A 26,195-nucleotide genomic window follows, 5' to 3' on the forward strand; every position below is an offset into this window, starting at 1 on the left:
ACCGGGCGGTACGGATCAGACCGAAGCCGGCAGCATCGACAGGTTCTCCAGGACCTCGGAGGTGGCCCTGGCGAAGTTGAGCGTGCAGAAGTGCAACGCCGGTGCGCCCTCGGCGATCAGCCGCTCACTCATCCGGGTGGCGATCTCGATGCCGACGGCGCGCACCGCGGCGCGATCCTCCTCGGCACCGTCACCGGCCGCTGCGGCCAGTTCGGCGCGCATCGCGTCCGGGATCGTGGCGTTCGACAACTCGGCCATCCGCGAGACCGACTTGAGCGAGGTGATCGGCATGATGCCCGGGATCAGCGGCTTGGCACCCTGCTCCGCGTCGAAGGCCACGACCGCATCGCGCAGTCGCAGGTAGTCGTCGACGTCGAAGAACATCTGGGTGATCGAGTAATCGGCGCCGGCCCGCAACTTGTTGGCGAAGTACCGCACGTCGGTGTCCAGATCCGGCGAGCGGTGGTGGCCCTCCGGGAAGGCAGCCACGCCCACGTGGAAGTCGCCCAGCTCCCGCACCAGTTCCACCACCTCGCTGGCGTACTTGAGCCCCTGCGGGTGACGCACCCACTTGCCCATCGGATCGCCGGGCGGGTCTCCGCGCAGGACCAGCACGTTGCGCACGTCACCGTCGGCGTACGCGCCCATCAGCGCGCGCAACTCGGTGATGCTGTGGTCGACGGCGGTCAGATGCGCGACCGGCAGCAGTGTGGTGGTCTCGGCGATCTCGCCGGTGACCCGGACGGTGCGGTCACGGGTCGAGCCCCCGGCACCGTAGGTCATCGAGACGAACGCCGGGTCCATCCGCTCGAAGGTCCGCACGGCACGCCACAGCCGGGCCTCGCCGGCCTCGTCGCGCGGGGGCATGAACTCGACCGAGAACGGCATTCGGCCGCTCGCGCGTACGGCGTCGAGACGGTCGAGTACGGTCCGGCTTTGGTCGGTCACGGTTCCCAGAATAGATTTCCAGGTATGACGCTGCCGGTCGCCCCGCCTCAGACCACCCTGGCCGATATCGCGTCCGCGGTGGCCCCCGAGCTCGAGTCCTTCCTCGAAGAGCGTCGTGAGCTGGTCGAACCGGTGGGCGCGGTGTTCTCGGAGGCGACCGCCGCACTGGAGCGCTTCGTTTTGCGCGGCGGTAAGCGAATCCGCCCGGCGTTCGCCTGGACGGGGTGGCTGGCCGGCGGCGGCGCCTGCGACGGCGACACCGCCCGGGCCGCACTGCGCGCGTGTTCCTCACTCGAGTTCGTCCAGGCCTGCGCACTGATCCACGACGACATCATCGACGCCTCGCTGACCCGCCGGGGCCGGCCGACCACACACCGTGAGTTCGCCCGGATGCACGCCGAACGCAGCTGGTCGGGATCACCCGATCGGTTCGGCGAGGCGACCGCGATCCTGCTCGGCGACCTGGCACTGGCCTGGGCCGATGACATGTTCCTCGGCGCCGGCCTGGAGCCGGAGCGGTACCTGCGGGCGGCACGCGCCTGGGCGGCGATGCGCACCGAGGTGCTCGGCGGCCAATTGCTCGACATCGTCGGCGAGGCCTCCCGGGACGAGTCCGCGGCCGCAGCCGAGCAGGTGGTGCGGTTCAAGACCGCCGGTTACACCGTGGAGCGCCCCTTGCACGTGGGTGCTGCTCTGGCCGGGGCGTCCACCGAGACCGTGGCGGCCCTGCGTGCGATCGGGGTGGACCTGGGCATCGCCTTCCAGCTGCGCGACGACCTGCTCGGTGCGTTCGGCGACCCACGGATCACCGGTAAGCCCTCCGGCGACGATCTGCGCTCGGGAAAGCACACACCGATGCTGGCGCACGCCCTGGCATCGGGCGGTGAGGCCGCGCACGAGCTGCGCGGGCTGGTCGGCACCGATCTCGACGACGCCGGCGTCGAGCGAGCGCGGGCGGCACTGCGGGCCACCGGGGCACCGTCGGCGATGCAGGCGCGGGTGGAGGACCTGACGCTGCGGGCCACCTCCGCGATCGAGCGCGCCCCGATCACCGACGACGCCCGTCCGGTGCTGGCCCGGCTGGCGGAAGCGCTGGTGAACCGCTCCGCCTGACCCCCATTAGGCAACGCTATCCACATATGAGTAAGGTTCCCTTTACCTGACGGCCTTTACGTGGGCCTTACGGTGCTTTTGCCGTTGTTTGCCACGGCAGACCCGAGAGAAGGAGACCAACTTCGATGTCCGCCCGTTCCCGCCGCACCGTCCCGCTCACGGCCGCACTGCTCGCCGCGAGCCTCGTCTTCGCCGGATGCTCGACCACCGATTCGGCCGAGCAGGCCGCCGGTGAGAAGATCACCGTCACCACCAACACCGGTCAGGTGCAGGTGCCGAAGAACCCGAAGCGCGTGGTGGTGCTCGACAACACCAACGCGGAGACGGTCAAGGCGCTCGGCGTGACCCCGGTGGCCATCCCCAAGCCGATCTTCGCCAAGAGCGCGCTCGGCGATTGGATCGGCGATCCCGAGATCAAGGACGCCGGATCGCACACCGAGCCCAAGCTCGACGTGATCGAGGACCTCAAGCCGGACCTGATCATCGGCGGCTACCGGTTCGCCAAGTCCGAGGGCGACCTCAAGAAGATCGCCGAGAAGACCGGCGCCGCCTACATCGACATCTCGGCCGGCGACGCCGCCCCCCAGGGCCGGGTGGAGACGATGCGCGAGTCCACCACCACTCTGGGCCGGATCTTCGGCAAGGACGAGCAGGCGAAGAAGATCGTCGACGACTTCGACTCCAGCCTCAACGCCGCCAAGGAGCACGCCACCGGACAGAGCGTCTTCCTCGCGATCGTCAACGGCGGCAAGATCGACAACGGGGCCAAGCGGATGCAACCGTTCGTCGCCCCGCTCAACCTCAAGGACGTCTTCGCCGGTAAGGCCGGTGACCACCACCAGAACTCGGGACTGACACCGGAGGCGATCGCCCAGGCGAACCCGCAGTGGGTGATCGTGATGGACCGCGACGCCGCGGTCCCGCCGCGGGACGGCGGCAAGCCGATGACCGCCGCCGAGACCTTCCGCGCCCAGCAGGCCTTCGCCGGCGTCGAGTTCGCGCAGCGCGACCGCATCTACTACTTGGACAACGACTACTACCTTCGGGAGGGCATCCAGGACTTCGGCGAGAACTACGCCAAGCTCGCGCAGGCGTTCACCGCCAAGAAGTGACGGCGACCCTCGTCGCGGCAGCGCCGAAGGCGGGTACCACCGGAACCCGCCTTCGGCGCATCGCACTGCCGCTGCTCGCCCTGGCCTGTGCGGCACTGCTGCTCGGCTCCCTGATGACCGGCGAGTACCACATCACGGTCGCCGGCCTGTTCGCCGGCGATGAGCAGATGTGGCGGATGTTCTTCATCTCACGGGTCCCCCGGACGGCGGCGCTGGTCTTCGCCGGACTGGCGATGAGTTTCTCCGGGGTGATCATGCAGCGACTGACCCAGAACCGGTTCGTCGAACCCACCACCGCGGGTACCGCCGAGTGGGCGGGACTGGGCGTACTGCTGTGCCTGCTGTACCTACCCGGCGCCGGCCCCCTGGTGAAGATGACGGTGGCCACCGCCACCGCGCTCGCCGGCACTCTGGTCTTCCTGGCCTTCATCGCTCGGATCCGGGCCCGACGGTCGGCGGTCGTCCCGCTGGTCGGGCTGATGCTCGCCGCAGTGGTGGGCGCGGTCACCACCTACCTGGCGGTCGGCGCGAATCTGCTGCAGGCGGTGGTCAGTTGGCGCTCAGGAGGATTCGCGCACATCGTACGAGGCTTCTACGAGCCGCTGTGGGCGGTCGCGGTCATCGCGGTGGCCACCTACCTGCTGGCGAACTACTTCACCGTCGCCGGTCTCGGACGCGATGTGGCCACCAGCCTCGGCCTGCGGTACGGGCTCACCGTGAGCCTCGGAGTGGGCATGGTCGCGGTGGCGTCCGGGGTGACCGCGGTGGTGGTGGGATTCATCCCGTTCCTGGGGCTGGTGGTGCCGAACATCATCAGCGCCCTGCGCGGCGACGACGTCCGCGGAGCACTGCCGTGGGTGGCGGTACTGGCCACCTCCCTGATCGTGGGCTGCGATCTGGTCGGACGGATCATGGTGCGGCCGATGGAGATTCCGGTATCGGTGATCATGGGCGTGGTCGGCGCGTCCGCTTTCGTGGCGCTGGTGCTCTCGAGGGGTAGTCGTGTCGCTCTCTGAACCGGTATCCGCACCGTCGGTGCGTGTCTCGACCGGCCGAGTGGGATGGCGGGCCCGGCTCGCCATCGCGGCGGCCCTGGCCGCCGCGTCGCTCGCGCTGTACCTGCTGATCCGCACCGGCTCCGACGAGGTGCTGCGCTGGGACTTCCGGTTCGGCCTGTCGTTCGAACGCCGAGCGCGCACCGCGGCGGCCATCCTGATCGCGGCGTTCTGCGGCGCGGTGGCGACGGTGCTCTTCCACACCGTCACCGACAACCGGATCCTGACACCGTCGATCATCGGACTGGACGCGCTGTACGTGCTGATCCAGACGGTGGGCGTGTTCCTGGTGGGTGGGCGGTTCGTGGAGAACGCCGATTCGATCCCACAGTTCCTGGTCCAGACCACCGCAATGGTGCTCTTCGCCGCCGCGCTCTACGGCTGGCTGTTCTCCGGACGGTTCGCCAGCCTGTTCCTGCTGCTGCTCGCCGGTGTCGTTCTGGGACTGGCCTTCCGGGCACTGGCGGAGTTCCTGCAGAGGTTGCTCTCCCCCACCGAGTTCGATGCGCTCTCGCTCAAACTGTTCGGCCGGCTCAGCGCTGTGAACGCCGATCTGCTGCCGATCGCCGCACTCACCTGCCTGGTGATCGGGACGATCGTGTGGCGGCGCCGGCGGGTTCTGGACGTGCTGCTCCTGGGACGCGATCCGGCGATCGCCCTGGGCCTTCGGCACCGGCGTGAGCTCACCGGGGCGCTGGTGATGATCGCGGTGCTGGTCTCGATCAGCACCGCCCTGGTCGGGCCGATGATGTTCTTCGGCTTCATCATCGCCACCCTGGCCTATCAGCTGGCCGGCGACTGGCGGCACCGCGCCACCGTGCCGATGGCCTTCCTGATCGGCGTGATCATGCTCAGCGCCGGGCAGTTCGTGATGCACAACGTCTTCTACGCCAACGGGATGCTCACCGTGATCATCGAATTCGCGGGTGGAGTCCTGTTCCTGGCCATGCTGTTCCGACGAAGGGGAGCCCTGTGACCACCACCGCGATCGAGTTCGTCGAGCTGACCAAGTCGTACGCGCAGACCGTCGTTCTCGGCCCGGTGTCGGGTGAGTTCACCCGCGGCGGCGTCACCGCTCTGGTCGGGCCGAACGGCGCGGGCAAATCCACGCTGCTGACCATCCTGGGCCGGCTGCTCGCACCCGACTCGGGCGCCGCGCTGCTCGACGGCCGCGATGTACGGACGATGAAGCCGACGGAGCTGGCGCGCAAGCTGGCGGTGCTGCGGCAGGAGAACGGCGTCAACGCCCGCCTGACGGTCCGTGATCTGGTCGCCTTCGGCCGGTTCCCGCACAGCCGCGGGCGGATGACCGATCAGGACGTGGCGCACGTGGACCGGGCGCTGGAGTTCCTGGGCCTGACGGAGCTGTCCGAGCGGTATCTCGACGAGCTCTCCGGCGGACAGCGCCAGCGCGCGTACGTGGCGATGACCCTCGCCCAGGACACCGAGGTGATTCTGCTGGACGAGCCGCTGAACAATCTGGACATGCGGCACCAGGTCTCGATGATGGGACGGTTGCGTCGCGCGGCCGACGAGCTGGGCACCACGATCATCCTGGTGGTGCACGACCTGAACTTCGCCGCGGCCTACGCCGACCGGATCGTCGCCCTGAAGAACGGTGCGATCGTGGCGTCCGGCACGCCCTCGGAGATCATGTCCGCGCAGTTGCTCACCGACATCTTCCAGACCCCGGTGGTGGTGCACCAGCTCGACGCCGGACCGGTGGCGGTGTACGCCGGACTCGACCGCACCTGACCGGCGCATAGACTGGCGGGGATGTCCGGATCACCTCTGCCCGCCCTGCGCGGCTACACCGATTTCCTGCGGTCGGCACCTCGCTCACCGCAGGCCCGAGCGGCACTTCTGGGGCTGCTCGGCGCTGCGCTGACCACCACGGGCAGCTTCGGCGCCGGCGCGGTCCGGGTGCACGACACCACTCTCGAATTCACCCACCTGTCGTGGTTGCGATTCGGGCACGGGCTGGTGATCAGTTCCGTGCTGTTCTGGACCGGAATCGCGCTGCTGATGATCGCCTGGATCCGGCTCGGCCGGGATGCGCTGGCCGGCACGCTGCCCGCCCGGCAGGTGGCGGGCACCGTCGCCCTGTGGATCGCACCACTGCTGGTGGCGGTTCCGCTGTACTCCCGGGACGCGTACTCGTACCTCGCCCAGGGCGCGCTGCTGCGGGACGGCCTCGACCCGTACGTCGACGGCCCGGTGATGAACCCGAACGGCCTGCTCGACGACGTCAGCGGCATCTGGACCACCACCACCGCGCCCTACGGTCCACTGTTCGTGCTGCTGGCGAAGTGGGTCACGCAGTTGTGCGGTGACAACGTGCTGCTGGGCACCATCGCGCTGCGGCTGGTGATGTTGCCCGGGATCGCCGCCTCGGTGTGGGGCGTGGCGAGGCTGGCGCGGCACTTCGGCGCGCGCCCCGCGGTCTCCCTGTGGTTCGCGGTGCTCAATCCGCTGGTGATCGTGCACCTGGTCGGTGGTGTGCACAACGAGGCCCTGATGGTGGGCCTGATGGTGACCGGTATCGCGCTGGTGCTCGACCGGCGGCATCTGCTCGGGGTCGCGGTGATCGTGACCGGGGTGGCGATCAAGGGCACCGCGGCGATCGCCCTGCCCTTCGTGGTGTGGATCTGGTACCACCATCGGCGCGCCGCCGCGCCCGGGGAGTCGGCGCCGCGGGCGTACGCGATCGTGCTGGCCGCGGCGCTGGCCACGTTCGGCGCACTGTTCGCCGTGTTCTCCCTGATCGCGGGTGTCGGCCTGGGCTGGACCACGGCGCTGGCCGGATCGATCAAGATCATCAACTACATCACCCTGCCGACCGCCCTGGCGCAGGTCACGGCGTTCTTGGCCGCCCCGTTCACCGATCTGCACCTGGCACCGGTGCTGATCGTGACCCGCGCCCTCGGGGTGATCGCCCTGGCGGTCACGCTGGTAGTGCTGTGGTGGCGACTGCGACAGGACGAGCGCCGCAATGTGTTGGGCATCCTGCTGGGGCTGCTCGCGGTATGCGTGCTCTCCCCCGCCTCGCTGCCCTGGTACTACACCTGGCCGCTGGCGGTGGCCGGCGCGTTCACCTGGTCGCGGCGCACTCTGGCGATCATCGCCGGGCTGTCGGTGTGGCTGATGGTGGTGTTCATGCCCACCGGTTCGATCGGCCTGTACTCACTGTGGAACGTAGCGCTCGCGGTGGCGCTGGGCGCTCTGGCCGGGTGGTCACTGCTGCGGCCGGATCCGCTGGGCATGCGGCCGCGGCTCGGCCTCGAACCCGCGACACGCTGACCGGCGCCGCCCCGGGAGACCGGCCGGGGGCTCACAGGGCCCACAGACGGGTCGTCAGAAGGCCATCGACTGGGCGCGCCGGACGACCTCGCGGGCCGAATCGGTGTGCAGCAGCTCCGCCGGGGCCGCGCCGAGGTCGTCGAGCGGCTCGAACATCCAGCGCATGATCTCGTCGTCGCGGAAACCACCGTCGTGCAGCACACTGAACAACCCGGTCAGGTGCTTGGCGATGGAGAAGCGCCCGTCGACCTCTCCGAAGAACAGGCGCGGGATGTGCAGGTCGCCACCGCGGCGCACCGCGATCAGCTGGCGGTCGCGCAGGAACTGGAGCACCTTCGACTGCGACACGCCCAGGCCCTTGGCGACCGTGGCGGTGTTGTACGTGGAGGTGCCTTCGGGCAGCAGATCGTCGCTGACGAACGGGACGGAACTCACCGCAACAGCCTAGCGAGCCGCACCCGACCCTTCGATTCGGACCTTCCCACCGCCGGGTCGCTAGGCTGAACTGTCGACACCGACTGCCATCGAGAGGACGTGAAGAAGGTGAACATCCCCCGCGACCGCCTGATCGGTGCCCGCATCGAGGGCCGCTACCGCATCGATGCGGTCATCGCGCGTGGCGGCATGTCCACCGTCTACATGGGGCTTGACCTGCGACTGGACCGGCCGATCGCGATCAAGGTGATGGACCCGAAGTACGCGGCCGATGCGCAGTTCGTCTCCCGGTTCGAGTTCGAGGCGCGCGCGGTCGCCAAGCTCAAGGATCCCGGTCTGGTGGCCGTCTACGACCAGGGCGTCGACGGTGACCTCGCCTTCCTGGTGATGGAGCTGGTCACCGGCGGCACCCTGCGGGAGTTGCTCGGCGAGCGCGGCCCGATGCCGCCGCACGCGGTCGCCGCGGTGATGGGGCCGGTGCTCTCGGCGCTCGGCACCGCGCACCGCGCCGGTCTGGTGCACCGCGACGTCAAACCCGAGAACGTGCTCATCTCCGACGCCGGTGAGGTCAAGGTCGCCGATTTCGGCCTGGTGCGCGCGATCGCCGCCGCGTCGGTGACCAGTTCGTCCGTGATCCTGGGCACAGCCGCGTACCTGTCTCCGGAGCAGGTCGAATCCGGCAACGCCGACGCCCGTTCGGACGTCTACTCCAGCGGCGTACTGGTCTACGAGCTGCTCACCGGGCAGGTCCCGTTCACCGGCGATACCGCGATCTCGCTGGCCTACCAGCGACTGCACAACGACGTCCCCGCACCCAGCACGAAGATCGCCGGGGTACCCCCGGAGTTCGACGAGTTCGTCGCCCGCGCCACCGACCGGGATCCGTCGCGCCGGTACGCCGACGGCTTCGCCATGGCGCAGGCGCTCACCGAGATCGCCGACGATCTGGATCTGCCGCCGTTCACCGTGCCGGCGCCGGATTCGAGCGCCGAACAGCGGGCCGCGGCGGCGATGTACGACGCCCGGCAGGGACGGCCGCTGATCCCGGCTGCCGCCGAGCCGACCTCCGCCCTCGGCTCGGGCGCACCGGTTCCCCCGTTCCCGCCCGCCGGGACCCCCGGACCGCCGACCGCCGCACTGCCGCCGAATCCGGTGCAGCACACCCGCGCGGAGACCATGCACCAGCCACTGCCCGAGGAGGCGGCTCATCCGCAGCGGATCGGACCGGCCCGCACCGGGAGGACCCGGTCGTGGATCGTGGTCGCATTGATCGCGCTGGTGGCGCTGCTGCTGGGGTTCGGCGGCTGGTGGCTGGCGTCGGGGCAGTACACGACCGTCCCGTCGGTCACCGGGCTGGACCGCATCGCCGCCGAGCGCACCATCAAGGACGCCGGGCTCGACGTGACACTGGACGGCAGGTTCAGCAACGACATCACCGAGAACACCGTCACCGGTATCGAACCGGCGGCGGGCAGCCGGATCAGCCGGTTCGGCACCGTCACCGTGCAGTTCTCCCGCGGCCGGCCGATCGTGCCGCAGTTCACCGCGGGCGACAGTCCGGAGAGGGTCGATCAACTGCTGCGCGACAACGGGCTGGTCCCCAAACGCGGACCGGCACAGTTCAGCCGCGACATCGCCCAGGGCGGCGTGGTCGGCCTGTCACCGACGCCGGGTACCCGGGTGGCCCTCGGATCGACGGTGACGGTGGTCGCCTCGGCCGGCAACGAGCCGGTGACCATCCCCGACGTGCGTGGCCGCAGTACCGATGAGGCGACTGCCATCCTGCGGTCGGCGGGTCTGTCGGTCAAGGAGACCAAGCAGCAGTTCGACGCCTCGACCGAGGCGGGCAAGGTCTTCGGAACCGACCCGTCGGGACAGGTGAACAAGGGCGGCAGCGTGACGCTGCTGGTCTCGAACGCGCTGACGGTGCCGGACGTGACCGGCCGGACCGCGGCGGAGGCGCAGGACATGCTCGCGCGGGCCGGCCTACAGGCCGAGATCACCGGCGAGAGCGGTTCCGGCGCGGTGGTCACCTCCACCAGCCCGGCGGCGGGCGCACGGGTCACCCCGTCGAACAACCGGGTCACGGTGACCCTCGCGGCCCGGGTGACGGTGCCTTCGGTGACCGGGATGAACGTCGCTCAGGCCCGTTCGATCCTGCAGGACGCGGGCCTGCAGGTGAAGGTGAACGGCTTCTTCGCCTCGGACGGCTCCCAGGTGATCTGGCAGGACCCGAGCGGCGGTTCCCGGGTCAAGGCCGGTTCCACGGTGACCGTGACCGCCCTGCCCTAGTCCGGCCGTGCCCCGGCCGGAATCACCGGGACCGGGGCGGCGTTGACGTGCGTATGGACGTCGATGTGCTCCGCTACGTGGCTTTCGCCGACGGCCCGGAGGGTGGCAACCCCGCGGGCCTGGTCCTGGACGCCGCGCACCTGTCCGAGGAGCGGATGCTCCGGGTCGCCGGCGAGGTGGGGTATCCGGAGACCGCGTTCGTGATCGGGCAGCGGTCGCAGCCCGACGGGGTCCGTCGGGTGCGGGTGCGGTACTTCTCACCGTCGGCGGAGGTTCCGTTCTGCGGTCACGCCACCGTCGCACTGGCCTCGGCACTGGCCGAACGCGGCGGGACCGGAGACCTCGTCTTCGAGACCGCGTCCGGTGACGTCCTGGTCACCACCGGCCGCACCGGCCCCGGACCGATCCAGGTGGCGTTCACCAGTGTCGAACCCCGGGCCCGGAGCATCCCCGCCGATCGATGGTCGCACCTGCTCGGGCTGCTCGGGCTCACGGACGACGACATCGCCGACGGCTACCCACCACTGGAGGTCTTCGCCGGATCCTGGCACCCGATCCTGGTGCTCGCCGATCGCGAGCTGTTCCGCCAGTTCTCGTTCGCGCCCGCGCCGCTCGCAGAGCTGATGGGCGACGTCTGGACCGGGACGGTGACCGTTCTGCACCGGCGGTCCGAGCAGGAGTACGAGGCGCGCAACCTGTTCCCGGCGGGCCGGATCACCGAGGACCCCGCCACCGGCTCGGCGGCCGCGTCCACCGGGGCCTACCTGCGGGAGATCGGGAAGGTCCCCGAGGGCCGGCACGTCCGCATCGCCCAGGGCACTCGCGTCGGGCGGCCCAGCCGTCTGGAGGTGGACATCCCGCCGTCCGGCGGGATCACCGTCACCGGGACGGCCACCGAGATCAGCGGCGACTGATCCACCCGCAGAGGTGTCCGCTCAGCCCCGGAGCATCTCCGCGACCAGGAAGGCCAGTTCCAGCGACTGCTGGGTGTTCAGGCGCGGATCGCAGGCGGTCTCGTAGCGACCGGCGAGATCGGCATCGGAGATGTCCTGCGCGCCGCCGAGGCACTCGGTGACGTTCTCGCCGGTCAGCTCCACGTGCACGCCGCCGGGATGCGAGCCGATCGCGCGGTGCACCTCGAAGAACCCCTGCACCTCGTCGACGATGCGATCGAAGTGACGGGTCTTGTACCCGGTGGACGATTCGTGGGTGTTGCCGTGCATCGGATCGCACTGCCAGATCACCTTGTGGCCGGTGGCCTCGACCGCTTCCACGATCGGCGGCAGCGCGGAGCGGACGTTCGCATTGCCCATCCGGGAGATCAGCGTCAACCGGCCCGGCCTGTTGTGCGGGTCCAGTCGCCGGACGTACTCGACGGCCTGCTCGGGCGTGGTCGTCGGGCCGATCTTCACTCCGATCGGATTCTCGATCAGTTCCATCAGCGCGATGTGCGCACCGTCGAGCTGCCGGGTGCGCTCACCGATCCACAGGAAGTGCGCGGACAGGTCGTAGAGGACCTGCTGGGCCTGCGGGTCGTCCGGATCGTCCGCCAGCCGCAGCAGCCCGCGCTCGTAGTCGAGCACCAGGGCCTCATGGCTGGAGAAGATGGTGGCGGTCTTGAGGCCCTGGTCCTCGACCCCGCACGCCGCCATGAACCGCAGGCCACCGTCGATCTCGGAGGCCAACGCCTCGTACCGGGCGCCGGCGGGCGAGTTCGCGACGAACTCGCGGTTCCACTCGTGCACCTTGTGCAGGTCGGCCATCCCGGATCCGGTGACCGCGCGCACCAGGTTCATCGCCGCGGAGGCGTTCGCGTAGGCGCGGATCAGGCGCGACGGGTCGTGCTTGCGCACGGCCTCCTCCGGCGGGAATCCGTTGACCATGTCCCCGCGGTAGCTGGTCAGACCCAGGGCGTCGGTGTCCGACGAGCGCGGCTTGGCGTACTGGCCGGCGATCCTCGCCACCTTGACCACCGGCATCGACGCTCCATAGGTCAGCGCGACGGCCATCTGCAGCAGGGTGCGGATGTTCGCGGCGATGTGCGGCTCGGTGTTGTCGACGAAGGTCTCCGCGCAGTCACCGCCCTGCAACAGGAAGGCGCGGCCCTGTGCCACCTCCGCGAGCTGACTCTGCAGGGACTGGATCTCCGGGGGCACGGTGATCGGGGGCACCGACTCCAGGACGGTCCGCATGGCGTCCGCCTGCGGCCGGGGCCAGCTCGGCTGCTGCAGCGCGGGCTTGGCCAGCGCATCGTCGAGCCGCTCACGCAGATCGCCCGGAAGGTCGGGGAGCTTCGGGAGGGTATCGATGGGTACGTCGACGGTCCAGTTCACAGCCACGTGGGCAAGATTACGCGGGTTCGGTCATCGCATGATCGCCCGGTACTTGGCGAGGTTGTGCCGGGCGTCGGCGAGCGCATCGTGCGCGTCCGACGGTGCCGGCGGCAACGCGGGCCGTCCCCGCTCGTCCCACAGCTGCTTGAGTTCGCGGGTGAACCGCGGCATCGCCCGCGGCAGCGCCGTCATCGGACCCCACAGCTGGCACAGTGCGACGTGGTCGTACGCGGCCACCCACGCCCACAGTTCGATCTCCCCCGGGGCGGCGGAGAGGAACTCGAGCACCTCGTCGCGGATCGCGGCGCGGGACTTGTTGACCTTGCTGGCCGGCGGCGGGAGCTTGGGCAGCACGTTGGCCCGCACCCACGGTCCGGCACTGTCCGGGTCGAATTCGGTGGAGACGGCGTAGTACTCGCGCCCGTCCTCGCCGACGATGCCGATCGAGATCAGCTCGATGACCTTTCCGTCCTCAATGAATTCCAGGTCATAGAAGTACCGCATGGGGCACGACGCTACGCGGCGTCCACCGGGCGTTCATCGACCGGGACGACCACCCCGTCTTTGACGTCCTGTGCGTAGACGTCCACGTAGGGCTGCCCGGAGAGCTTCATCAGCTCGTACATCACCTCGTCGGTGATGGCGCGTTCGATGAACCGGTTACCGGACATCCCTTCGAACCGGGAGAAGTCCAGCGGCTCACCGATCCGCACCTGCACCCGGGTGGGCCGCGGCAGGGTGGACCCGGGCGGGTTGAACTTCTCGGTGTCGACCATGGCGACGGGGATGATCGGCACCCCGGTCTCCAGTGCCATCCGGGCCATGCCGGTCTTGCCCTTGTAGAGCCGCCCGTCCGGGCTACGGGTGCCCTCCGGGTAGAGGCCGAGGATCTGGCCCTCGTTGAGCGCTCCGACACCGGCATCGAGTGCGTCCTGGGCGGCGTTCGCGCTCCCCCGCACGATCGGGATGCAACCGACGGAGGAGAAGAACCACTTCTTGAAGCCGCCCTTGAGCCCCGTCCCGGTGAAGTACTCGCTCTTGGCGAGGAACTTGATCCGCCGCGGCACCATCAGCGGCAGGAAGAACGAGTCGATCACCGCCAGGTGATTACTGGCGATGATCGCGGGACCGTCCTTGGGCAGGTTCTCCAGACCGACCACACGGGGGCGGCCCAACAGCCGCAGCACCGGGCCGATCAGCACCCACTTGAAGACCATCCACCACATCTCGCCCAGCTCCCGATCCACCACACGACGTGTTGCAGCTCACTGTACCTTCGCCGCGAGCGCCTCGCGGGCCAGTGCCGCAGCGCCGAGCATTCCGGCGCGCTCACCGAGCTCCGTGGCCCTGATCCGAGCCTTACGCCGGTACTTCGCCCCGGTGAGCAGGCGCGCGTAGTGATCGCGGGCATCGTCGAGGAACAGCCGTGACGACGCCCCCACTCCCCCCGACAGCACGATCAGGTCCGGGTCGAAGACATCACTGACCATCGCCAGTCCCACCCCCAGCCAGCGGGCCAGATCCGCCACCGCCTCCTGGGCCACCGGATCGCCCGCCTCCGCGGCGGCGGCCACCTTGCGCCCGGTCAGCGAACCGGGATCGTCGGCCAGTTCACGGGCCAGGAGCACGCCCCGCGAGCCCTGCGGCCCCATCAGGTCGATCGCGGTCTCCACCAGCGCGGTACCGCTGCAGTAGCGCTCCCAGCACCCGGATTTGCCGCAGTCGCACGCCCGGCCGTCGGGAACCACCTGCAGGTGCCCCAGTTCCGGTGCCACCCCGAAGGCGCCGCGGTAGAGCCGCCCACCGATCAACAGGCCCGCACCGATCCCGGTCCCGAGCGCCACCACGCAGGTCACCTCGCTGCGTTTGGCGGCGCCGTGCACCCATTCGGCCCAGGCCGCTGCATTGGCGTCGTGCTCCATCACCACGGGCAGCCCCACCCGGGCCGACATCTCGGCGGGCACGGCTGCATCACGCCAGGGCAGGTGCGGTGCGAACGAGACGATCTCGCGGGACGGGTCGAGGAATCCCGCGACCGCCAGCCCGACCGCCCGGACCTCGTGCTCGACGCACAGTTCCTGCACCACCCGGTCCAGGCAGCGCTCCAGTGCGCGAGCGCTGCGCGGGGTCTGTGCTCGTGCGGTGTCGATGACGGTGCCGTGGTCGTCGATCACGCCCGCACGCACGGACGTTCCGCCGATGTCGATCCCGATGGTGAGCGTCATAGGCCGTCCTGCACCCCGTCCTGCACCCGGATGTCGATCCGCTCGTAGCCGGTGGCCTGCGAGCCGTCGGGCTGCTCCTGCCGCGGCACGTGCGGCGCCGGGGACCGCTGCCCGGTATCCGTCCGCCCCTGCTCGCCGACCGTGGCGAAGTAGTCGGCGGCCATCGCGGCGAAGGCCACCCTGGCGCTGCCGAGCAGTTCCTCGGCGAGCGCCAGCAGATCCGCCAGGAGTTCGTCGGCGAACTGCCCGAGGGATTTCGTGGCCTCGCTGGCGAAGGGTTCGAGGTGCCGGGCGACGGCCCCGTTGAGGGCGCACAACCGGCACGCACCCGGGACACCGTCCGGGTGCGCGGAATGCTCCGCGAGCCCTGCGGACAGCCACGGACGCGCGGTCTCGAACAGTCTGGTGGCAGCGGTGAGGAACTCCTCGGCGCTGTCACCAGCCGGGTCAGCCACGGGGCCAGACCTGAGGATCGGGGGCGAATGTCACGCGCAACTCCCCTTCCGTGTACGTTGCTCCGGCCACGACGCAGCGGCGCAACACCGACGGTAGCCGCATCCGGCGCCGGACACCGTGCGCATCGATGAGCAGATCCTCCTCGACCCGGCCCAGCCCGATCGTCGCGGCGTCCACCAGCGGCAGTTCCAACACCCATTCGTACCGCACGTCGAGGCCCTCACCGCCGATCGGACGCACCTGCGGTTCGGGGGTGGGTAGCGGCTCGGCATCGAGCAGCGCCCCGGCATCGACGTGCACCGCGCACGCCGCGCTGAGATCGGTGATCGGCTCGTCCGCCTCGTTCACTTCGAGCACCGGACGGCGCAGCACCGTCGACAGCTCCGCGAGGGCTTCGCGGGCGTCGTCCTGCGCGGCCACCCGCGCTCCGACCACCCGGACCGCGGGGTGCGGCAGATCGAGCGCGAACCGGTCGTCGAGCGCGAACACCCGGTTCAGCACCAGCGCGATCGGTCGCAGGCCCAGCACCTCCAGCGCGGCGAGTTCGCCACGGGCGCGGTCGGGCCGGCCGCCGTCGCCGGTGAGCAGGTAGACGATCTCCAGTGCGGAGCGGTCGGCGACGAATCCGGCGAGCTGATCGGCCAGTCCGGCGACCGGCTCGGCCAGCAGGAGCGCGGCGAGGGACCCGGTGACCGCGCCCGCGCCGGGGCCGGACAGCCGGACGTGCCGCGGCCAGACCCGTTCCAGGTACGCGGCCAGTGCGGCCGGCGCCGCCAACAGCGAGACCAGCCCGTCGAAGGCCGGACCGTCGATGACGACGGTGCGGTAGCGGCCGGACTGCGCGTGCCCGCGGATCGCGCGGAGCACGAGCACGTGCTCCGCGTCGGCGAGTCCGGTCAGTTCCGGCGGTTCGAGCGCGAACGGATCGAATCCCGCGGTGGCGCCCTTGACGGCACCGTTGCCCAGCCCGCGACCGGCTTTGACGGTGCTCGACAGCCCCTCCCACCACTGCGCGAGCAGTTCGACGGGGTTGAGGTGGACGTGGTCGAAACCGGCGGCTCCAGCGGCGAGCAGCGGGTCGACGACGCGGCCGATGGTGACCAGCAGGGTGGGACCGCCGGTGGCGGCGCGGGCCGCGAGCGCAGTGGCGACCGTCGTCCTCCCGCATCCCCCGGCTCCCGCGACCAGGAGCACCTTGGTCGCGGCGACAGTCGCGGCCATCAGGTGCCGGCCGCCGGCTCGCCCTCGACGTGGCGCTTGAGCTCCTTGAGCGCGGTATCGGTGATCGCCTTCTCCGCCTTGCGGCGCAGCATCCCCAGGATCGGGATCTGCAGCGTCACCTCCAGCGTGTAGGTGACGGTGGTCCCGCCGCCGTCGGCGGTGGGCGTCAGGTCGTACCGGCCGGCCTGAGTGCTCTGCAGGGTGCTGGCAGCCAGGTCCCAGGACACCGAGCGGCCACCCGGCTCCCAGGTGTACTCCAGTTCGTAGGTGTCGCGCAGGAATCCCTCCTCGAGCACGAACCGCACCCGCTTGGGCCGGCCGCTCTCGGTGGTCTCCTCGACGGTGACCTCCCGCGCCGCCGCGACCCACTCCGGATAGCGGTCGAAGTCCGAGATCGCCGCCATGATCCGCTCGGGCGGCGCGGCGATGACGATAGATTCGCGGGTGCGGTCGGTGTCAGACAAGGCCGGCCTCCCGCACCGCCGGGCCGCCCAGTACCCGGCCGTCCTCGGCCAGGAACTTCACATCGAACATCACGTCGTGGCCGCGGACCCGGCGCTCGCGCACATCGGCGACGATCTGCTCACCGGTCATCGGCCGCACCGGTTCGGCGTGCAGGAAGTAGTGCAGCAGGCTGCCGTCCAGGTGGGGCTCGATCCAAAACTCCGAAGTGCCAGTGAGGGCCCCGCCGACCTTCCACCGGATGCCCAGTTCGCCGCGGTCCTCGGTCACCGACAGGCGCAGGTCGGGGAACCAACCGCGCCACCGCTGCGCGCCCGCCATCGCAGCGGCCACGGCACTCGGGTGCGCGGCGACGAACGCGACGTCGGCCACTTGGATGGTGCTCACCCCACCAGCCTTACACATCCGGTGTCCCGGCGGACGGCGCCGGGTCGGTTCGGGCGCTCACCGGCGCGCGCGGCCACCGCCGTCGCGGATCCACGAGGACGGGAAACCTGATTCTTCACCGGTGTAAGGTTCCCCACATACCACCGATAACGACCCGGAGGATTCGTGCGCGAGATCAGTGTTCCCGCCAACTACACCGTCGATCCCGAGGCCTCCGCGGTCGATGTGGTCTTCGACGTCGCCCGCACCGCACCGGACAGCGTGCGGATCAAACGACTGGTCGACGGCGGCTGGGAGCCGGTGACCTCCGGCCGGTACGCGGAGGAGGTGCTCGGGGTCGCCAAGGGCCTGATCGCGCAGGGTGTGCGTCCGGGTGACCGAGTGGCCCTGATCTGCTCGACCCGGTACGAGTGGCCGCTGATCGATTTCGCGATCTGGGCGGTGGGCGCGGTGACGGTACCGGTCTACGAGACCAGTTCGTCCGGCCAGATCGACTGGATCCTGCAGGACTCCGAGGCGGTGCTGTTGGTGATCGAGGGTTCCAAGCAGGCCGCTGAGGTGGCCGAACTCACCGACCTGCACGCGGTCACCCGAGTACTGCGGATCGACCCCGCCGACGGTGAGCAGGGGGCCGTCGCGGTACTCACCGCCGAGGGCGAGACGGTCACCGAGGATCAGGTGCACGCCGCCCGCGCTGAGGTCTCCGCACAGGACCTGGCCACGCTGATCTACACCTCCGGGACCACCGGCCGGCCCAAGGGCTGCGAGTTGACCCACTCGAATCTGATGAGTGAGGCCGAGTCGATCCTCCACTCCCCCTTCGGGGAGGCGATCCGCGGCGGGTCGACGGTGATGTTCCTGCCGCTCGCGCACGTGCTGGCCCGCGCGGTGAATCTGGCCTGCTTCAAGGGCGGCACCCTGGTCGGCCACTTCAACGACACCCAGAACCTGGTGCCGCAGTTCTCGGTCTTCCGGCCGACGATCATCCTGTCGGTACCGCGGGTCTTCGAGAAGGTCTTCGCCTCGGCGCAGCAGAACGCCGTCGACGCGGGCAAGGGCAAGATCTTCGACGCCGCGGCGCAGACCGCGATCGAATACAGCGAGGCTCTCGACGCGGGCGGCCCGGGTCTGGTGCTGCGCGCCAAGCACGCGCTGTTCGACAAGCTGGTCTACGGCAAGCTCCGGGCGGCGCTCGGCGGCAACTGCAAGGTCGCGATCTCCGGCGGAGCACCGCTCGGAGCCCGGCTCGGCCACTTCTTCCGCGGCGTGGGGATCACGGTGATGGAGGGCTACGGCCTCACCGAGTCGACCGCGGCGATCACCGTCAACACCGAGGGGGCGCAGAAGATCGGCAGCGTCGGACGGCCGCTGGGCGGTCAGGCCGCGAAGATCGCCGAGGACGGCGAGATCCTGCTCAAGGGTTCGGTGGTCTTCCGCGGCTACTGGCGCAACGAGGAGGCCACCGCGGCGGCCCTGGAGGACGGCTGGTTCCACACCGGTGATCTCGGTTCGATCGACGAGGACGGCTTCCTGACGATCACCGGCCGGAAGAAGGAGCTGATCGTCACCGCGGGCGGCAAGAACGTCTCGCCCGCCGGGCTGGAGGACGCGCTGCGCAGCAATCCGTTGATCTCGCAGGCCATGGTGGTCGGCGACGCGCAACCGTTCATCGCGGCGCTGGTGACCATCGACCCGGAGGCCTTCCCGAAGTGGAAGGCGGCCAACGGCAAGCCCGAGTCCGCGACGGTCGCCGAGTTGCGGGACGATCCCGCTCTGGTCGCCGAGATCGACAAGGCGGTGGCCGCGGCGAACGACACCGTCTCCAAGGCCGAGGCGATCAAGAAGGTCCGGATCCTGCCCGAGGACTTCTCCGAGGAGACCGGCGAGATGACGCCCACCTTGAAGGTGAAGCGGAACGTGGTCTCGCAGAAGTACGCCGAGGACATCGCCGAGATCTACGCGCACTGACGACCGGCGACCCGGCAGGTACCGTTCAGAACGGGTTGAGCAGCGTCTGCAGGCGGTGCCCGAGCCGGCGCCAGTCGAAGTGCTCACCGACCAACTCGCGACCACGCGCTCCCATCGCCGCGGCCCGGTCCGGGTCGGCGAGCAGACCGGAGATCGCATCCGCGATGGCCGACACGTCCCGTCCGGGCACCACGTGGCCGGACTCGCCCTCCCACACGGTCTCGGGGGCGCCGCCGGAGTCACCGGCCACCACCGGTTTACCGCTCGCGGATGCCTCCAGGAAGACGATCCCCAGCCCCTCGACGTCGAGACCGGCGCCGCGGGTGCGGCAGGGCATGGCGAAGACATCGCCGAGGTTGTGGTGTGCGGCGAGCTCGTCGGCTCCGACCCCGCCGGTGAACACCACGTGGTCCTCGACCCCGACCCGGCGTACCAGCCGGTGCAGATCGTCGGCGTACGGTCCGCCGCCGACGATGACCAGTCGGGTGCCGGGCACCGTCGACCGGATCCTGGGTAGGGCGCGCACCAGCATGTCCTGGCCCTTGCGGGGTACCAGGCGGGACAGGCACAGCACCACCGGCTCGTCGTCACCGAGTCCGTAGCGCCGGCGGAGTTCGGTGCGGGCGGCGGCGTCGGGCTTGAAGACGTCGGTGTCCACGCCGGGAGGCAGGTGTTCGAGCGCCGCGCGGGGGCCGAAAGCGGCGGCGAACCGGCCGCGGGTGTACTTGCTGACGAAGGTCGTGACGTCGGTGGTGTCGCCGATCCGGCGCAGGCAGGCCCGCGACGGCGGGAGCATCGACCAGCCGACCTCGTGGCCGTGGGTCGAGGCGACGGTGCGCAGCGCCCCGGCTCGCAGAAGCGGCTCGCCGAGCAGTGCCAGTGGAGCTGCGGCACCGAACCACACGGTCTCGATGTCACGGTCGCGGACCAGTTCGCGCGCGCGGGTCAGTGCATCCGGGGTGGGCAACAGCAGAGTCGTGGGGTGCCGGACCACCTCGAAGGGCTGTGCGGCGTCGTACTCCTCGCTACCGCGCCACCGGGAGGCGTAGACGACGAGCTCGTCCGCGGGGAGTTGGCGTACGAAGGCCTGGAGGTAGGTCTGGATTCCGCCGGGGCGGGGTGGGAAGTCATTGGTGACCAGCAGCGTGCGCGGCATGGGTCAACCGTAGTGGCCGGTGCGGCCGTGCCCGGAGGGCCCCACTAGAACCGGACGGCCGAGTTGAACGGTCCGGCCTTGTCGATCGGCACCACCTGGACCGGGACGCCGAAGGTGGAGGCGTGCACCACCTTGCCGTCGCCGATGTACATGCCCACGTGGGTCGCCCCGGGGTAGTAGACGATGATGTCTCCGGGCTGCAGCTGGTCGCGGGAGACCGACTTTCCGCCGTTGAGCTGTGCCTGTGAGGTGCGCGGCAGCGATTTGCCGGACTGCTGGTAGGCCCACACCATCAGGCCCGAGCAGTCGAACTGGCCGGGGCCGGTGCCGCCCCAGGCGTAGGGCATGCCCACACGGGTCAGCGCCGCACGGACCGCGCCGAGCTCGGGGGTGCCGCCGGCCGGCACCTTGCTGGGATCGAACGGGGTCGGCGGGCCGATCAGCGATGCGCGCTGCGAACCGGAGAGCCGATCGTAGATCGCCTTGATCCGCACGATCTCCTGGGCCAGCCGCGACTTCTTCTCGCGCATATCGGCGGCCTTGCGGTCCGCGTCGTCCTTCGCGGTACCGGCGCTGGCGGCCGCGTCGTCGGCACGCTTGGCCGCCGCGGCGGCAGCGCTGCGCGACTTCTTGAAGGCATCGACGGTGGCCACGACGTCGCGGTTGATGAAGTCCAGCGTGGACATCTGGTCGAGCATCTGCTGCGGCGAATCACTGACCAGCAACGCGTAGGTGCGGTTGGTGCGCGACCCCTTGTAGTTCGCGCGCACCACGGCGTCGATCTGCGGCTGCATCGCGGCCTGACGGGCCTGCACCGCGCTGACCTCACCCTTGGCCGCCTTCAGGGTGGCATCGGCCGCACGCTTGGCCGCGGTGGCCTTGTCGGCCTCCTCCTGCGCCGCCTTGGCCGCCTCGTTCGTCCCGGAAGCCTTCTCCGACAATGCCTCGTACTGCTTGAGGGCCGCATCCGCGGTGTCCGGATCGGCTGACGCGCTCCCCGTGACGGTCAGGCCCGCGGCCATGACGAGAACGGTGGAGGCAGCGAAACCGCGCTGCACGAGGGTGCGGGGTCGGTGGATCGATGGCACGGGTCGAGACGGTCCTTCCAAAGCTGACGTCGTGCGGCTCGGGCGACCGCTCTACCGTCGGGCTTGCTGTTGCAACCCGACCAGGGTACGTCAGTAGCGACGAGCCGAGTAGACGGACATCTCCTTGAGCGGGCTCACCTTGACCGGGATGCCGTAGTTCAGCGAGTGGACGACCTTGCCGCCGCCGATGTACAGCGCGGCGTGGCTGCCACCGTTGTAGATCACGATGTCGCCCGGCTGCAGATCGCTGATCGGCACCGAACGGCCGCCACCGAGCTGCCCGTAGCTGTCACGCGGGACGGAGATGCCCGCCTGCTTCATCGACCAGTAGATCAGGCCGGAGCAGTCGAAGGCGTTGGGGCCGGCGGCGCCGTACGAGTACGGCAGGCCGGTACGCGAGAGCGCGGCCTGCACGGCCTTGGCCTTCGCGCCACCGGGCTGCGCACCGGCGACGGTGGCCGCACCCGGCTTCGGACCGGGCACTGCGGCGGTGAACACATCGGGCCGCGCGGCGGTGTTGCGGGTGGTGACCGGCTTGGCGCCGGGCTTGGCGTTCGGGGCCACCGCGGGCGCACCGTTCGGAGCGATCGGTGCGGGGTTGGCGTTGGGCGCGAACGGCGCGGGCGCCGGCGCGGGAGCGGGGGCGGCGAGTGCGGTCGCTGCCGGGGCCGCGAGGGTACCGATGGTCACTGCGCCGGCTGCGAGGGCTCCGCGAGCAGCGGTGGCACCCCGGCTGGGCTGCGGCTGAAGACGGTGTTTCGCCACGAGGAACTTCTCCTAAAGTCTCTTCCCGACCGCCGACCGAGTTAGCTGACGGGTTCGGGCGAGGAAGATGCCCTACGCGGAGGCTGTGACCTCCAGCGATTCACCCCGGTAACGCGAGTGGGTCCCCGGTGGAGCCTGCGGCTCCTTAGGCGGTGACCTCGGGAGACGGGACGGCTTTCGTCCTGGGCATCTCCGACAAGGTCTCGGAAAGATTACGAAATGGAAACGCGCCTGTCTAGCCGGACGCGCCGAGATCACACTCCACGTGAGCGTCACCACGTCTCATCCGGCCTGTTCGTAGCGGTCTCCCAGCACCCTGAGTCGGGGCAGCATTCCCGCGCTCGCAAAGGCCGCGACGGCCTCATCGAGACCGAGACCCGACCGCCGCCCACCCTCCTCGACGGCGTTGTGCGCGGCGGGTTCAGCTGCATCGAGTTCAGGTGCATCGGGTTCAGCGGGATCCGCCGGCGGGGCCAGCGAGGCCAGGGAGTCCAGGGAGTCCATGGAGGCGGGCACCGGTCCGGCGGCCACCACCACCGGGCCGAGCAGAAATCCCACTGCGCATCCGTCACAGGCGCGGGGCCGGCCGGGGCAGGTGGAGCAATCGACGTGCAGCGGCATGACCGCCTCCCTCTCAGATCTGGTTTCCGATCACGGTTCGTCGCCGACGCTAGGCGCCCCCTCCGACAAGTTCGTACATGCGTTCGCCGACAGCGCGGATCTGTCAGAGCCCCGGCCTAGGCTCGCCGCATGCAGTTGACCCTGGATCACACCGCCGCCACTGAAGGGGATCCTGACCTGCGGGACGTCACTTTCGTGGTGGTCGACCTGGAGACCACGGGCGGCTCCGCGAAGGCCGGTGACGCGATCACCGAGATCGGGGCCGTGAAGGTCCGTGGTGGCGAGGTTCTCGGTGAGTTCGCCACTCTGGTCGATCCGGGGTGCGGCATCTCGCCGCACATCACCCACCTCACCGGTATCACCACCGCGATGGTCACCGGCGCGCCGAGAATCGATTCCGTCCTGCCGGCGTTCCTGGAGTTCGCACACGGTGCGGTGCTGGTGGCGCACAACGCCCGATTCGACGTGGGTTTCCTCAAGGCGGCCGCGGCCGGCACCGGTACGCCGTGGCCGAAACCGCAGACCCTGTGCACGGTGCAGCTGGCCCGCCGAGTGCTCACCCGGGACGAGGCGCCGTCGGTCAAGCTCAGTGAGCTCGCGCGGCTGTTCCGCACCGAGACCACTCCGAACCACCGCGCGCTCGACGACGCCCGCGCCACCGTCGAGGTGCTGCACGGATTGATCGGACGGGTCGGCAATCTCGGGATCAGAACCCTCGGTGAGCTCCGGGGGCATCTGCCTTCGGTCACGCCGCAACAGCGGGCGAAACGTTCGCTGGCCGATCCGCTCCCCGAGCGGCCGGGGGTGTACCTGTTCCGGGGCCCGGGCGATGAGGTGCTGTACGTGGGCACCTCGGTCAACCTCAGGCGCCGGGTGCGCAACTACTTCACCTCCGGCGAGACCCGCGGGCGGATCAAGGAGATGGTGGGCCTGGCCGAGCGCGTCGACCACGTCGAGTGCGCGCACGCGCTCGAGGCGGCGGCGCGGGAGTTGCGGCTGATCGCCGCTCACACTCCCCCGTACAACCGCCGTTCGAAGTACCCGCGGCGCGGTTGGTGGATCTGCCTGACCGCCGAGGCCTTCCCCCGGCTGGCGGTCAAGCGGTCCGCCCCGCCGGGATCACCGTGCCTCGGCCCGGTCGGATCCCGCGCCGAGGCGGCGGAGCTGGCCGAGTTGCTCGCCGAGACCTGCTCGTTGCGCACCTGCACCACCCGGTTGCGGCCCGGTGCCGTGCACACCTGTCCGCCCGGCCCGGATGGCGCCCGTGCCCCCGGCGGCTGCCACGCCTGTACCGCTGCCCCCGAGACCGCGGCCGAGTACCGGGTTCGGGCGCTCCGGGCCGAGGACGCGCTCACGGGCCGTTCCCCGGAGGTCTTCACCGCTCTGGAGCGTCGCCTCGCCGCGCTGGCGGAACGGGAGTTCTTCGAATCCGCGGCCCGCCTCCGTGACCGCACCGCGCGTCTGGTCGATGTGGTCTCCCGCTCGCACGCACTGGTGGCCTTCGCCGACGTCCCGGAGCTGTCGATCGCGCACCCCGACGGCCACGGTGGCTGGGAGCTCTCGATCGTGCGGCACGGCCGGCTCGCCGCGGCCGGTCTCGCGCCACGCGGGGTGCATCCGATGCCGGTCTTCGATCGGCTGCGGGCCGGCGCCGAATCGGTCTACCAGCCGGAGTCCGGCGACATGTCCGCATCCGGTCCGGGCGGTGCGTTCGCCCCAGGACCCGGCGCCGCGCCGCACGTGCCGGACACCCTGTTCCCCACCGATGCACTGCACGGTGCCAGCCCCGAGGAGGCGCTACTCCTGCGCCGGTGGGCACTGCGGCCGGGCACCCGCATCGTCGACGTCCGCGGAATCTGGGCGGAGCCCCGCAGGGGCGCCGGTGCGTGGACGGCGTGGGCCGCGCGCGCCGCCGAGGCCGGCCGTGACGCCCGCTCTGCGACGGCGCATCCGCGCGCCTCCGGAAGGCAATACAGTGGGGAGGCCACGCACGCCGCGTGAGCCCAGCGCCAGATCGACCGGAAGGCCCCGCAGTGATCACCGCGATCGTCCTCATCAACGCCGACGTACACCGCATCCCCGAGACCGCCCAGGCCGTGGCGAACGTCGAGGGCGTGAGCGAGGTCTACTCGTGCGCCGGGGACATCGACCTGATCGCCAAGGTGCGGGTGCGTGAGCACGACGAGATCGCCGAGGTGGTCACCGAGAAGATCAACCGGATCGACGGTGTGGTCACCACGTCGACGCACATCGCCTTCCGCGAGTACGCCTCCGCGGATGTCGACGCGGGCTTCGACATCGGGAACTGAGGGCGCGGTTCGGGCGGGCCGGCCGGCGCGACGCGCGCCGGTCAGTAGCCGCTGTGGCTGACCTCGGCGGCCTCGACCTCGATACCGAAGTCGTCGGCCTGCTGCACGATCTTCTGCGCCCGGGCCAGGCGAGGAAGGTCCGAACCGTCGGTGATCTTGCCGCCGGACTTCTCGAAGGCCTCGATGAAGCCGTGGGCCCAGGAGACATCGGCATCGGTGGGGCTCAGCCCCGCGTTGATGATCCCGGCGTGCTCGTGCGTGAGGCAGAGCTTGCCGGACATCCCCATCTCCTTGGCGTGGGCGGTCCCGGTGGGCAGGTGCGCGATGTTGAGCGTCGGGCCGTCGATCGGTGCCGGTAGCCGCGCCGCCCGGGAGGCGATCACCAGCTGCGAGCGCGCGTAGACCAGGGCGATCGGATCGTCGCCGGCGGCGGTGTCACGTTTGAAGTCGCCGGTGCCGAAGGCGATCCGGAAGGTCGACGGTGCCGATGCGATCTGTGCGACGTTCTGCATACCGCGGGCGGTCTCGACCAGCGCGAGGATCCGGGTACCGTCGGGCAGGCGGTCGGCGGTGTCGTCGACGTGGCTCGCCGATTCGGACTTGGCCAGCATCACGCCCTCGAGTCCCGCGCAGGTCTTCAGCGCCGCGCAGTCCTCGCTCCAGAAGTCACTGGATGCGTCGTTGATCCGGACCCAGGCGCGGTGCCCGGTGGAGAGCCATTCGACGGTGTCCAGGCGCGCCTGCCGCTTGTCCTTGGCCGCGACCGCGTCCTCGACGTCGATGATGATCGCGTCCGCCTCGCTCTCCTGAGCGATGGCGAACAGCTCGGGCTGCGAGGCCGGGACGAGGAGCCAGGAACGGGCGATCTGAGGAGAGACGGTGCGCTTACTCACGCGCACAAGCGTAGGCCTCACGCCGTCAAAATTCCACCAAACGGAATGATCGCTGA

The 26,195-nt window shown here is 70.1% G+C and carries 26 protein-coding genes and 1 riboswitch; of the genes, 11 read left to right on the forward strand and 15 right to left on the reverse strand.

Features of this window, described 5'->3' with window-relative positions:
* Positions 1 to 15: 15 nt before the first annotated feature.
* Positions 16 to 948, reverse strand: coding sequence for a methylenetetrahydrofolate reductase [NAD(P)H] (gene metF, locus ACYVHG_RS02905; protein ID WP_461165942.1), 933 nt, complete (start codon positions 946 to 948; stop codon positions 16 to 18).
* A gap of 24 nt (positions 949 to 972) precedes the next feature.
* On the opposite strand from metF, the gene ACYVHG_RS02910 reads away from it, so the two are divergent.
* From ACYVHG_RS02910 to ACYVHG_RS02935, 6 genes are all read left to right on the forward strand, one after another.
* Positions 973 to 2,061: a polyprenyl synthetase family protein gene (locus ACYVHG_RS02910; RefSeq protein ID WP_461165943.1), complete on the forward strand. Its 1,089-nt coding sequence runs from the start codon at positions 973 to 975 to the stop codon at positions 2,059 to 2,061.
* 125 nt (positions 2,062 to 2,186) lie between these two features.
* Positions 2,187 to 3,173 (forward strand): ABC transporter substrate-binding protein, encoded by a 987-nt coding sequence (locus ACYVHG_RS02915; RefSeq protein WP_461165944.1) that lies wholly within the window; start codon positions 2,187 to 2,189, stop codon positions 3,171 to 3,173.
* On the forward strand, positions 3,170 to 4,189 hold the full coding sequence (locus ACYVHG_RS02920; RefSeq protein ID WP_461165945.1) for an ABC transporter permease: 1,020 nt from the start codon (positions 3,170 to 3,172) through the stop codon (positions 4,187 to 4,189). The genes ACYVHG_RS02915 and ACYVHG_RS02920 overlap by 4 nt, the downstream gene beginning before the upstream one ends.
* Complete coding sequence (locus ACYVHG_RS02925; protein WP_461165946.1) at positions 4,176 to 5,204, forward strand: iron chelate uptake ABC transporter family permease subunit; 1,029 nt, start codon at positions 4,176 to 4,178, stop codon at positions 5,202 to 5,204. Before ACYVHG_RS02920 ends, ACYVHG_RS02925 begins: the two co-directional genes overlap by 14 nt.
* Positions 5,201 to 5,983 (forward strand): iron ABC transporter ATP-binding protein, encoded by a 783-nt coding sequence (locus ACYVHG_RS02930; RefSeq protein WP_461165947.1) that lies wholly within the window; start codon positions 5,201 to 5,203, stop codon positions 5,981 to 5,983. Before ACYVHG_RS02925 ends, ACYVHG_RS02930 begins: the two co-directional genes overlap by 4 nt.
* 21 nt (positions 5,984 to 6,004) lie before the next feature.
* A complete protein-coding gene (locus ACYVHG_RS02935) occupies positions 6,005 to 7,528 on the forward strand; it encodes an alpha-(1->6)-mannopyranosyltransferase A (RefSeq protein WP_461165948.1) in 1,524 nt (507 codons plus the stop codon).
* 54 nt (positions 7,529 to 7,582) lie between these two features.
* Here ACYVHG_RS02935 and ACYVHG_RS02940 read toward each other — a convergent pair whose 3' ends face one another.
* A complete protein-coding gene (locus ACYVHG_RS02940; RefSeq protein ID WP_461165949.1) occupies positions 7,583 to 7,963 on the reverse strand; it encodes an Rv2175c family DNA-binding protein in 381 nt (126 codons plus the stop codon).
* A gap of 108 nt (positions 7,964 to 8,071) precedes the next feature.
* On the opposite strand from ACYVHG_RS02940, the gene pknB reads away from it, so the two are divergent.
* Together pknB and ACYVHG_RS02950 are read left to right on the forward strand one after the other, a co-directional pair.
* Positions 8,072 to 10,255, forward strand: coding sequence for a Stk1 family PASTA domain-containing Ser/Thr kinase (gene pknB, locus ACYVHG_RS02945; RefSeq protein ID WP_461166897.1), 2,184 nt, complete (start codon positions 8,072 to 8,074; stop codon positions 10,253 to 10,255).
* Positions 10,256 to 10,308: 53 nt separating this feature from the next.
* A complete protein-coding gene (locus ACYVHG_RS02950) occupies positions 10,309 to 11,169 on the forward strand; it encodes a PhzF family phenazine biosynthesis protein (RefSeq protein ID WP_461166898.1) in 861 nt (286 codons plus the stop codon).
* A 21-nt stretch (positions 11,170 to 11,190) separates the two neighbouring features.
* On the opposite strand, the gene ACYVHG_RS02955 is transcribed toward ACYVHG_RS02950, so the two are convergent.
* From ACYVHG_RS02955 to ACYVHG_RS02990, 8 genes are read right to left on the reverse strand one after another with little or no spacing between them, the layout of a single operon-like run.
* On the reverse strand, positions 11,191 to 12,588 hold the full coding sequence (locus tag ACYVHG_RS02955) for a class II 3-deoxy-7-phosphoheptulonate synthase (RefSeq protein ID WP_461166899.1): 1,398 nt from the start codon (positions 12,586 to 12,588) through the stop codon (positions 11,191 to 11,193).
* 30 nt (positions 12,589 to 12,618) lie between these two features.
* Positions 12,619 to 13,092: a polyadenylate-specific 3'-exoribonuclease AS gene (locus ACYVHG_RS02960; RefSeq protein WP_461165950.1), complete on the reverse strand. Its 474-nt coding sequence runs from the start codon at positions 13,090 to 13,092 to the stop codon at positions 12,619 to 12,621.
* Between the two features lie 11 nt (positions 13,093 to 13,103).
* Positions 13,104 to 13,814, reverse strand: a complete 711-nt coding sequence (locus ACYVHG_RS02965) for a lysophospholipid acyltransferase family protein (protein WP_461166900.1) — start codon at positions 13,812 to 13,814, stop codon at positions 13,104 to 13,106.
* Between the two features lie 39 nt (positions 13,815 to 13,853).
* Positions 13,854 to 14,813 carry an ROK family protein gene (locus tag ACYVHG_RS02970; protein ID WP_461165951.1) on the reverse strand — a complete coding sequence of 320 codons (960 nt, stop codon included), beginning with the start codon at positions 14,811 to 14,813 and terminating at the stop codon, positions 13,854 to 13,856.
* Positions 14,810 to 15,268 carry a hypothetical protein gene (locus tag ACYVHG_RS02975; RefSeq protein WP_461165952.1) on the reverse strand — a complete coding sequence of 153 codons (459 nt, stop codon included), beginning with the start codon at positions 15,266 to 15,268 and terminating at the stop codon, positions 14,810 to 14,812. The genes ACYVHG_RS02970 and ACYVHG_RS02975 overlap by 4 nt, the downstream gene beginning before the upstream one ends.
* On the reverse strand, positions 15,261 to 16,490 hold the full coding sequence (locus ACYVHG_RS02980) for an ArsA family ATPase (RefSeq protein WP_461165953.1): 1,230 nt from the start codon (positions 16,488 to 16,490) through the stop codon (positions 15,261 to 15,263). Before ACYVHG_RS02980 ends, ACYVHG_RS02975 begins: the two co-directional genes overlap by 8 nt.
* Positions 16,490 to 16,954: an SRPBCC family protein gene (locus tag ACYVHG_RS02985; protein ID WP_461165954.1), complete on the reverse strand. Its 465-nt coding sequence runs from the start codon at positions 16,952 to 16,954 to the stop codon at positions 16,490 to 16,492. Before ACYVHG_RS02985 ends, ACYVHG_RS02980 begins: the two co-directional genes overlap by 1 nt.
* A complete protein-coding gene (locus ACYVHG_RS02990) occupies positions 16,947 to 17,357 on the reverse strand; it encodes a hypothetical protein (RefSeq protein ID WP_461165955.1) in 411 nt (136 codons plus the stop codon). Before ACYVHG_RS02990 ends, ACYVHG_RS02985 begins: the two co-directional genes overlap by 8 nt.
* A gap of 147 nt (positions 17,358 to 17,504) precedes the next feature.
* On the opposite strand from ACYVHG_RS02990, the gene ACYVHG_RS02995 reads away from it, so the two are divergent.
* Complete coding sequence (locus ACYVHG_RS02995; RefSeq protein ID WP_461165956.1) at positions 17,505 to 19,307, forward strand: AMP-dependent synthetase/ligase; 1,803 nt, start codon at positions 17,505 to 17,507, stop codon at positions 19,305 to 19,307.
* A gap of 25 nt (positions 19,308 to 19,332) precedes the next feature.
* On the opposite strand, the gene ACYVHG_RS03000 is transcribed toward ACYVHG_RS02995, so the two are convergent.
* From ACYVHG_RS03000 to ACYVHG_RS03015, 4 genes are all read right to left on the reverse strand, one after another.
* Entirely contained in the window at positions 19,333 to 20,463 is a 1,131-nt protein-coding gene (locus tag ACYVHG_RS03000; protein ID WP_461165957.1) for a glycosyltransferase family 4 protein, read from the reverse strand.
* 44 nt (positions 20,464 to 20,507) lie between these two features.
* The gene (locus ACYVHG_RS03005) at positions 20,508 to 21,485 is read right to left on the reverse strand and encodes an NlpC/P60 family protein (protein WP_461165958.1); all 978 of its coding nucleotides are present in this window, start codon (positions 21,483 to 21,485) and stop codon (positions 20,508 to 20,510) included.
* Between the two features lie 156 nt (positions 21,486 to 21,641).
* Complete coding sequence (locus ACYVHG_RS03010) at positions 21,642 to 22,316, reverse strand: C40 family peptidase (RefSeq protein ID WP_461165959.1); 675 nt, start codon at positions 22,314 to 22,316, stop codon at positions 21,642 to 21,644.
* A gap of 15 nt (positions 22,317 to 22,331) precedes the next feature.
* Positions 22,332 to 22,478: riboswitch (cyclic di-AMP (ydaO/yuaA leader) on the reverse strand.
* Between the two features lie 120 nt (positions 22,479 to 22,598).
* The gene (locus ACYVHG_RS03015) at positions 22,599 to 22,874 is read right to left on the reverse strand and encodes a hypothetical protein (protein ID WP_461165960.1); all 276 of its coding nucleotides are present in this window, start codon (positions 22,872 to 22,874) and stop codon (positions 22,599 to 22,601) included.
* A gap of 192 nt (positions 22,875 to 23,066) precedes the next feature.
* Between ACYVHG_RS03015 and ACYVHG_RS03020 the strand changes: the two genes are divergently transcribed.
* Entirely contained in the window at positions 23,067 to 24,938 is a 1,872-nt protein-coding gene (locus ACYVHG_RS03020; protein WP_461165961.1) for a DEDD exonuclease domain-containing protein, read from the forward strand.
* A gap of 32 nt (positions 24,939 to 24,970) precedes the next feature.
* On the forward strand, positions 24,971 to 25,246 hold the full coding sequence (locus ACYVHG_RS03025; protein ID WP_461165962.1) for an Lrp/AsnC family transcriptional regulator: 276 nt from the start codon (positions 24,971 to 24,973) through the stop codon (positions 25,244 to 25,246).
* 41 nt (positions 25,247 to 25,287) lie between these two features.
* Here ACYVHG_RS03025 and ACYVHG_RS03030 read toward each other — a convergent pair whose 3' ends face one another.
* A complete protein-coding gene (locus ACYVHG_RS03030; RefSeq protein ID WP_461165963.1) occupies positions 25,288 to 26,139 on the reverse strand; it encodes an HpcH/HpaI aldolase/citrate lyase family protein in 852 nt (283 codons plus the stop codon).
* Positions 26,140 to 26,195 lie beyond the last annotated feature (56 nt).

It is taken from the genome of Tsukamurella serpentis (assembly GCF_054780975.1).

Bases quoted from the DNA above. Each gene is read 5' to 3' on its own strand.
- ACYVHG_RS02910 (WP_461165943.1), top strand. From the start codon at position 973: ATGACGCTGCCGGTCGCCCCGCCTCAGACCACCCTGGCCGATATCGCG.
- ACYVHG_RS02915 (WP_461165944.1), top strand. From the start codon at position 2,187: ATGTCCGCCCGTTCCCGCCGCACCGTCCCGCTCACGGCCGCACTGCTC.
- ACYVHG_RS02935 (WP_461165948.1), top strand. From the start codon at position 6,005: ATGTCCGGATCACCTCTGCCCGCCCTGCGCGGCTACACCGATTTCCTG.
- ACYVHG_RS02950 (WP_461166898.1), top strand. From the start codon at position 10,309: ATGGACGTCGATGTGCTCCGCTACGTGGCTTTCGCCGACGGCCCGGAG.
- ACYVHG_RS02960 (WP_461165950.1), bottom strand. From the start codon at position 13,092: ATGCGGTACTTCTATGACCTGGAATTCATTGAGGACGGAAAGGTCATC.
- ACYVHG_RS02965 (WP_461166900.1), bottom strand. From the start codon at position 13,814: ATGTGGTGGATGGTCTTCAAGTGGGTGCTGATCGGCCCGGTGCTGCGG.
- ACYVHG_RS02970 (WP_461165951.1), bottom strand. From the start codon at position 14,813: ATGACGCTCACCATCGGGATCGACATCGGCGGAACGTCCGTGCGTGCG.
- ACYVHG_RS02980 (WP_461165953.1), bottom strand. From the start codon at position 16,490: ATGGCCGCGACTGTCGCCGCGACCAAGGTGCTCCTGGTCGCGGGAGCC.
- ACYVHG_RS02990 (WP_461165955.1), bottom strand. From the start codon at position 17,357: ATGTGTAAGGCTGGTGGGGTGAGCACCATCCAAGTGGCCGACGTCGCG.
- ACYVHG_RS03000 (WP_461165957.1), bottom strand. From the start codon at position 20,463: ATGCCGCGCACGCTGCTGGTCACCAATGACTTCCCACCCCGCCCCGGC.
- ACYVHG_RS03005 (WP_461165958.1), bottom strand. From the start codon at position 21,485: ATGGCCGCGGGCCTGACCGTCACGGGGAGCGCGTCAGCCGATCCGGAC.
- ACYVHG_RS03020 (WP_461165961.1), top strand. From the start codon at position 23,067: ATGCAGTTGACCCTGGATCACACCGCCGCCACTGAAGGGGATCCTGAC.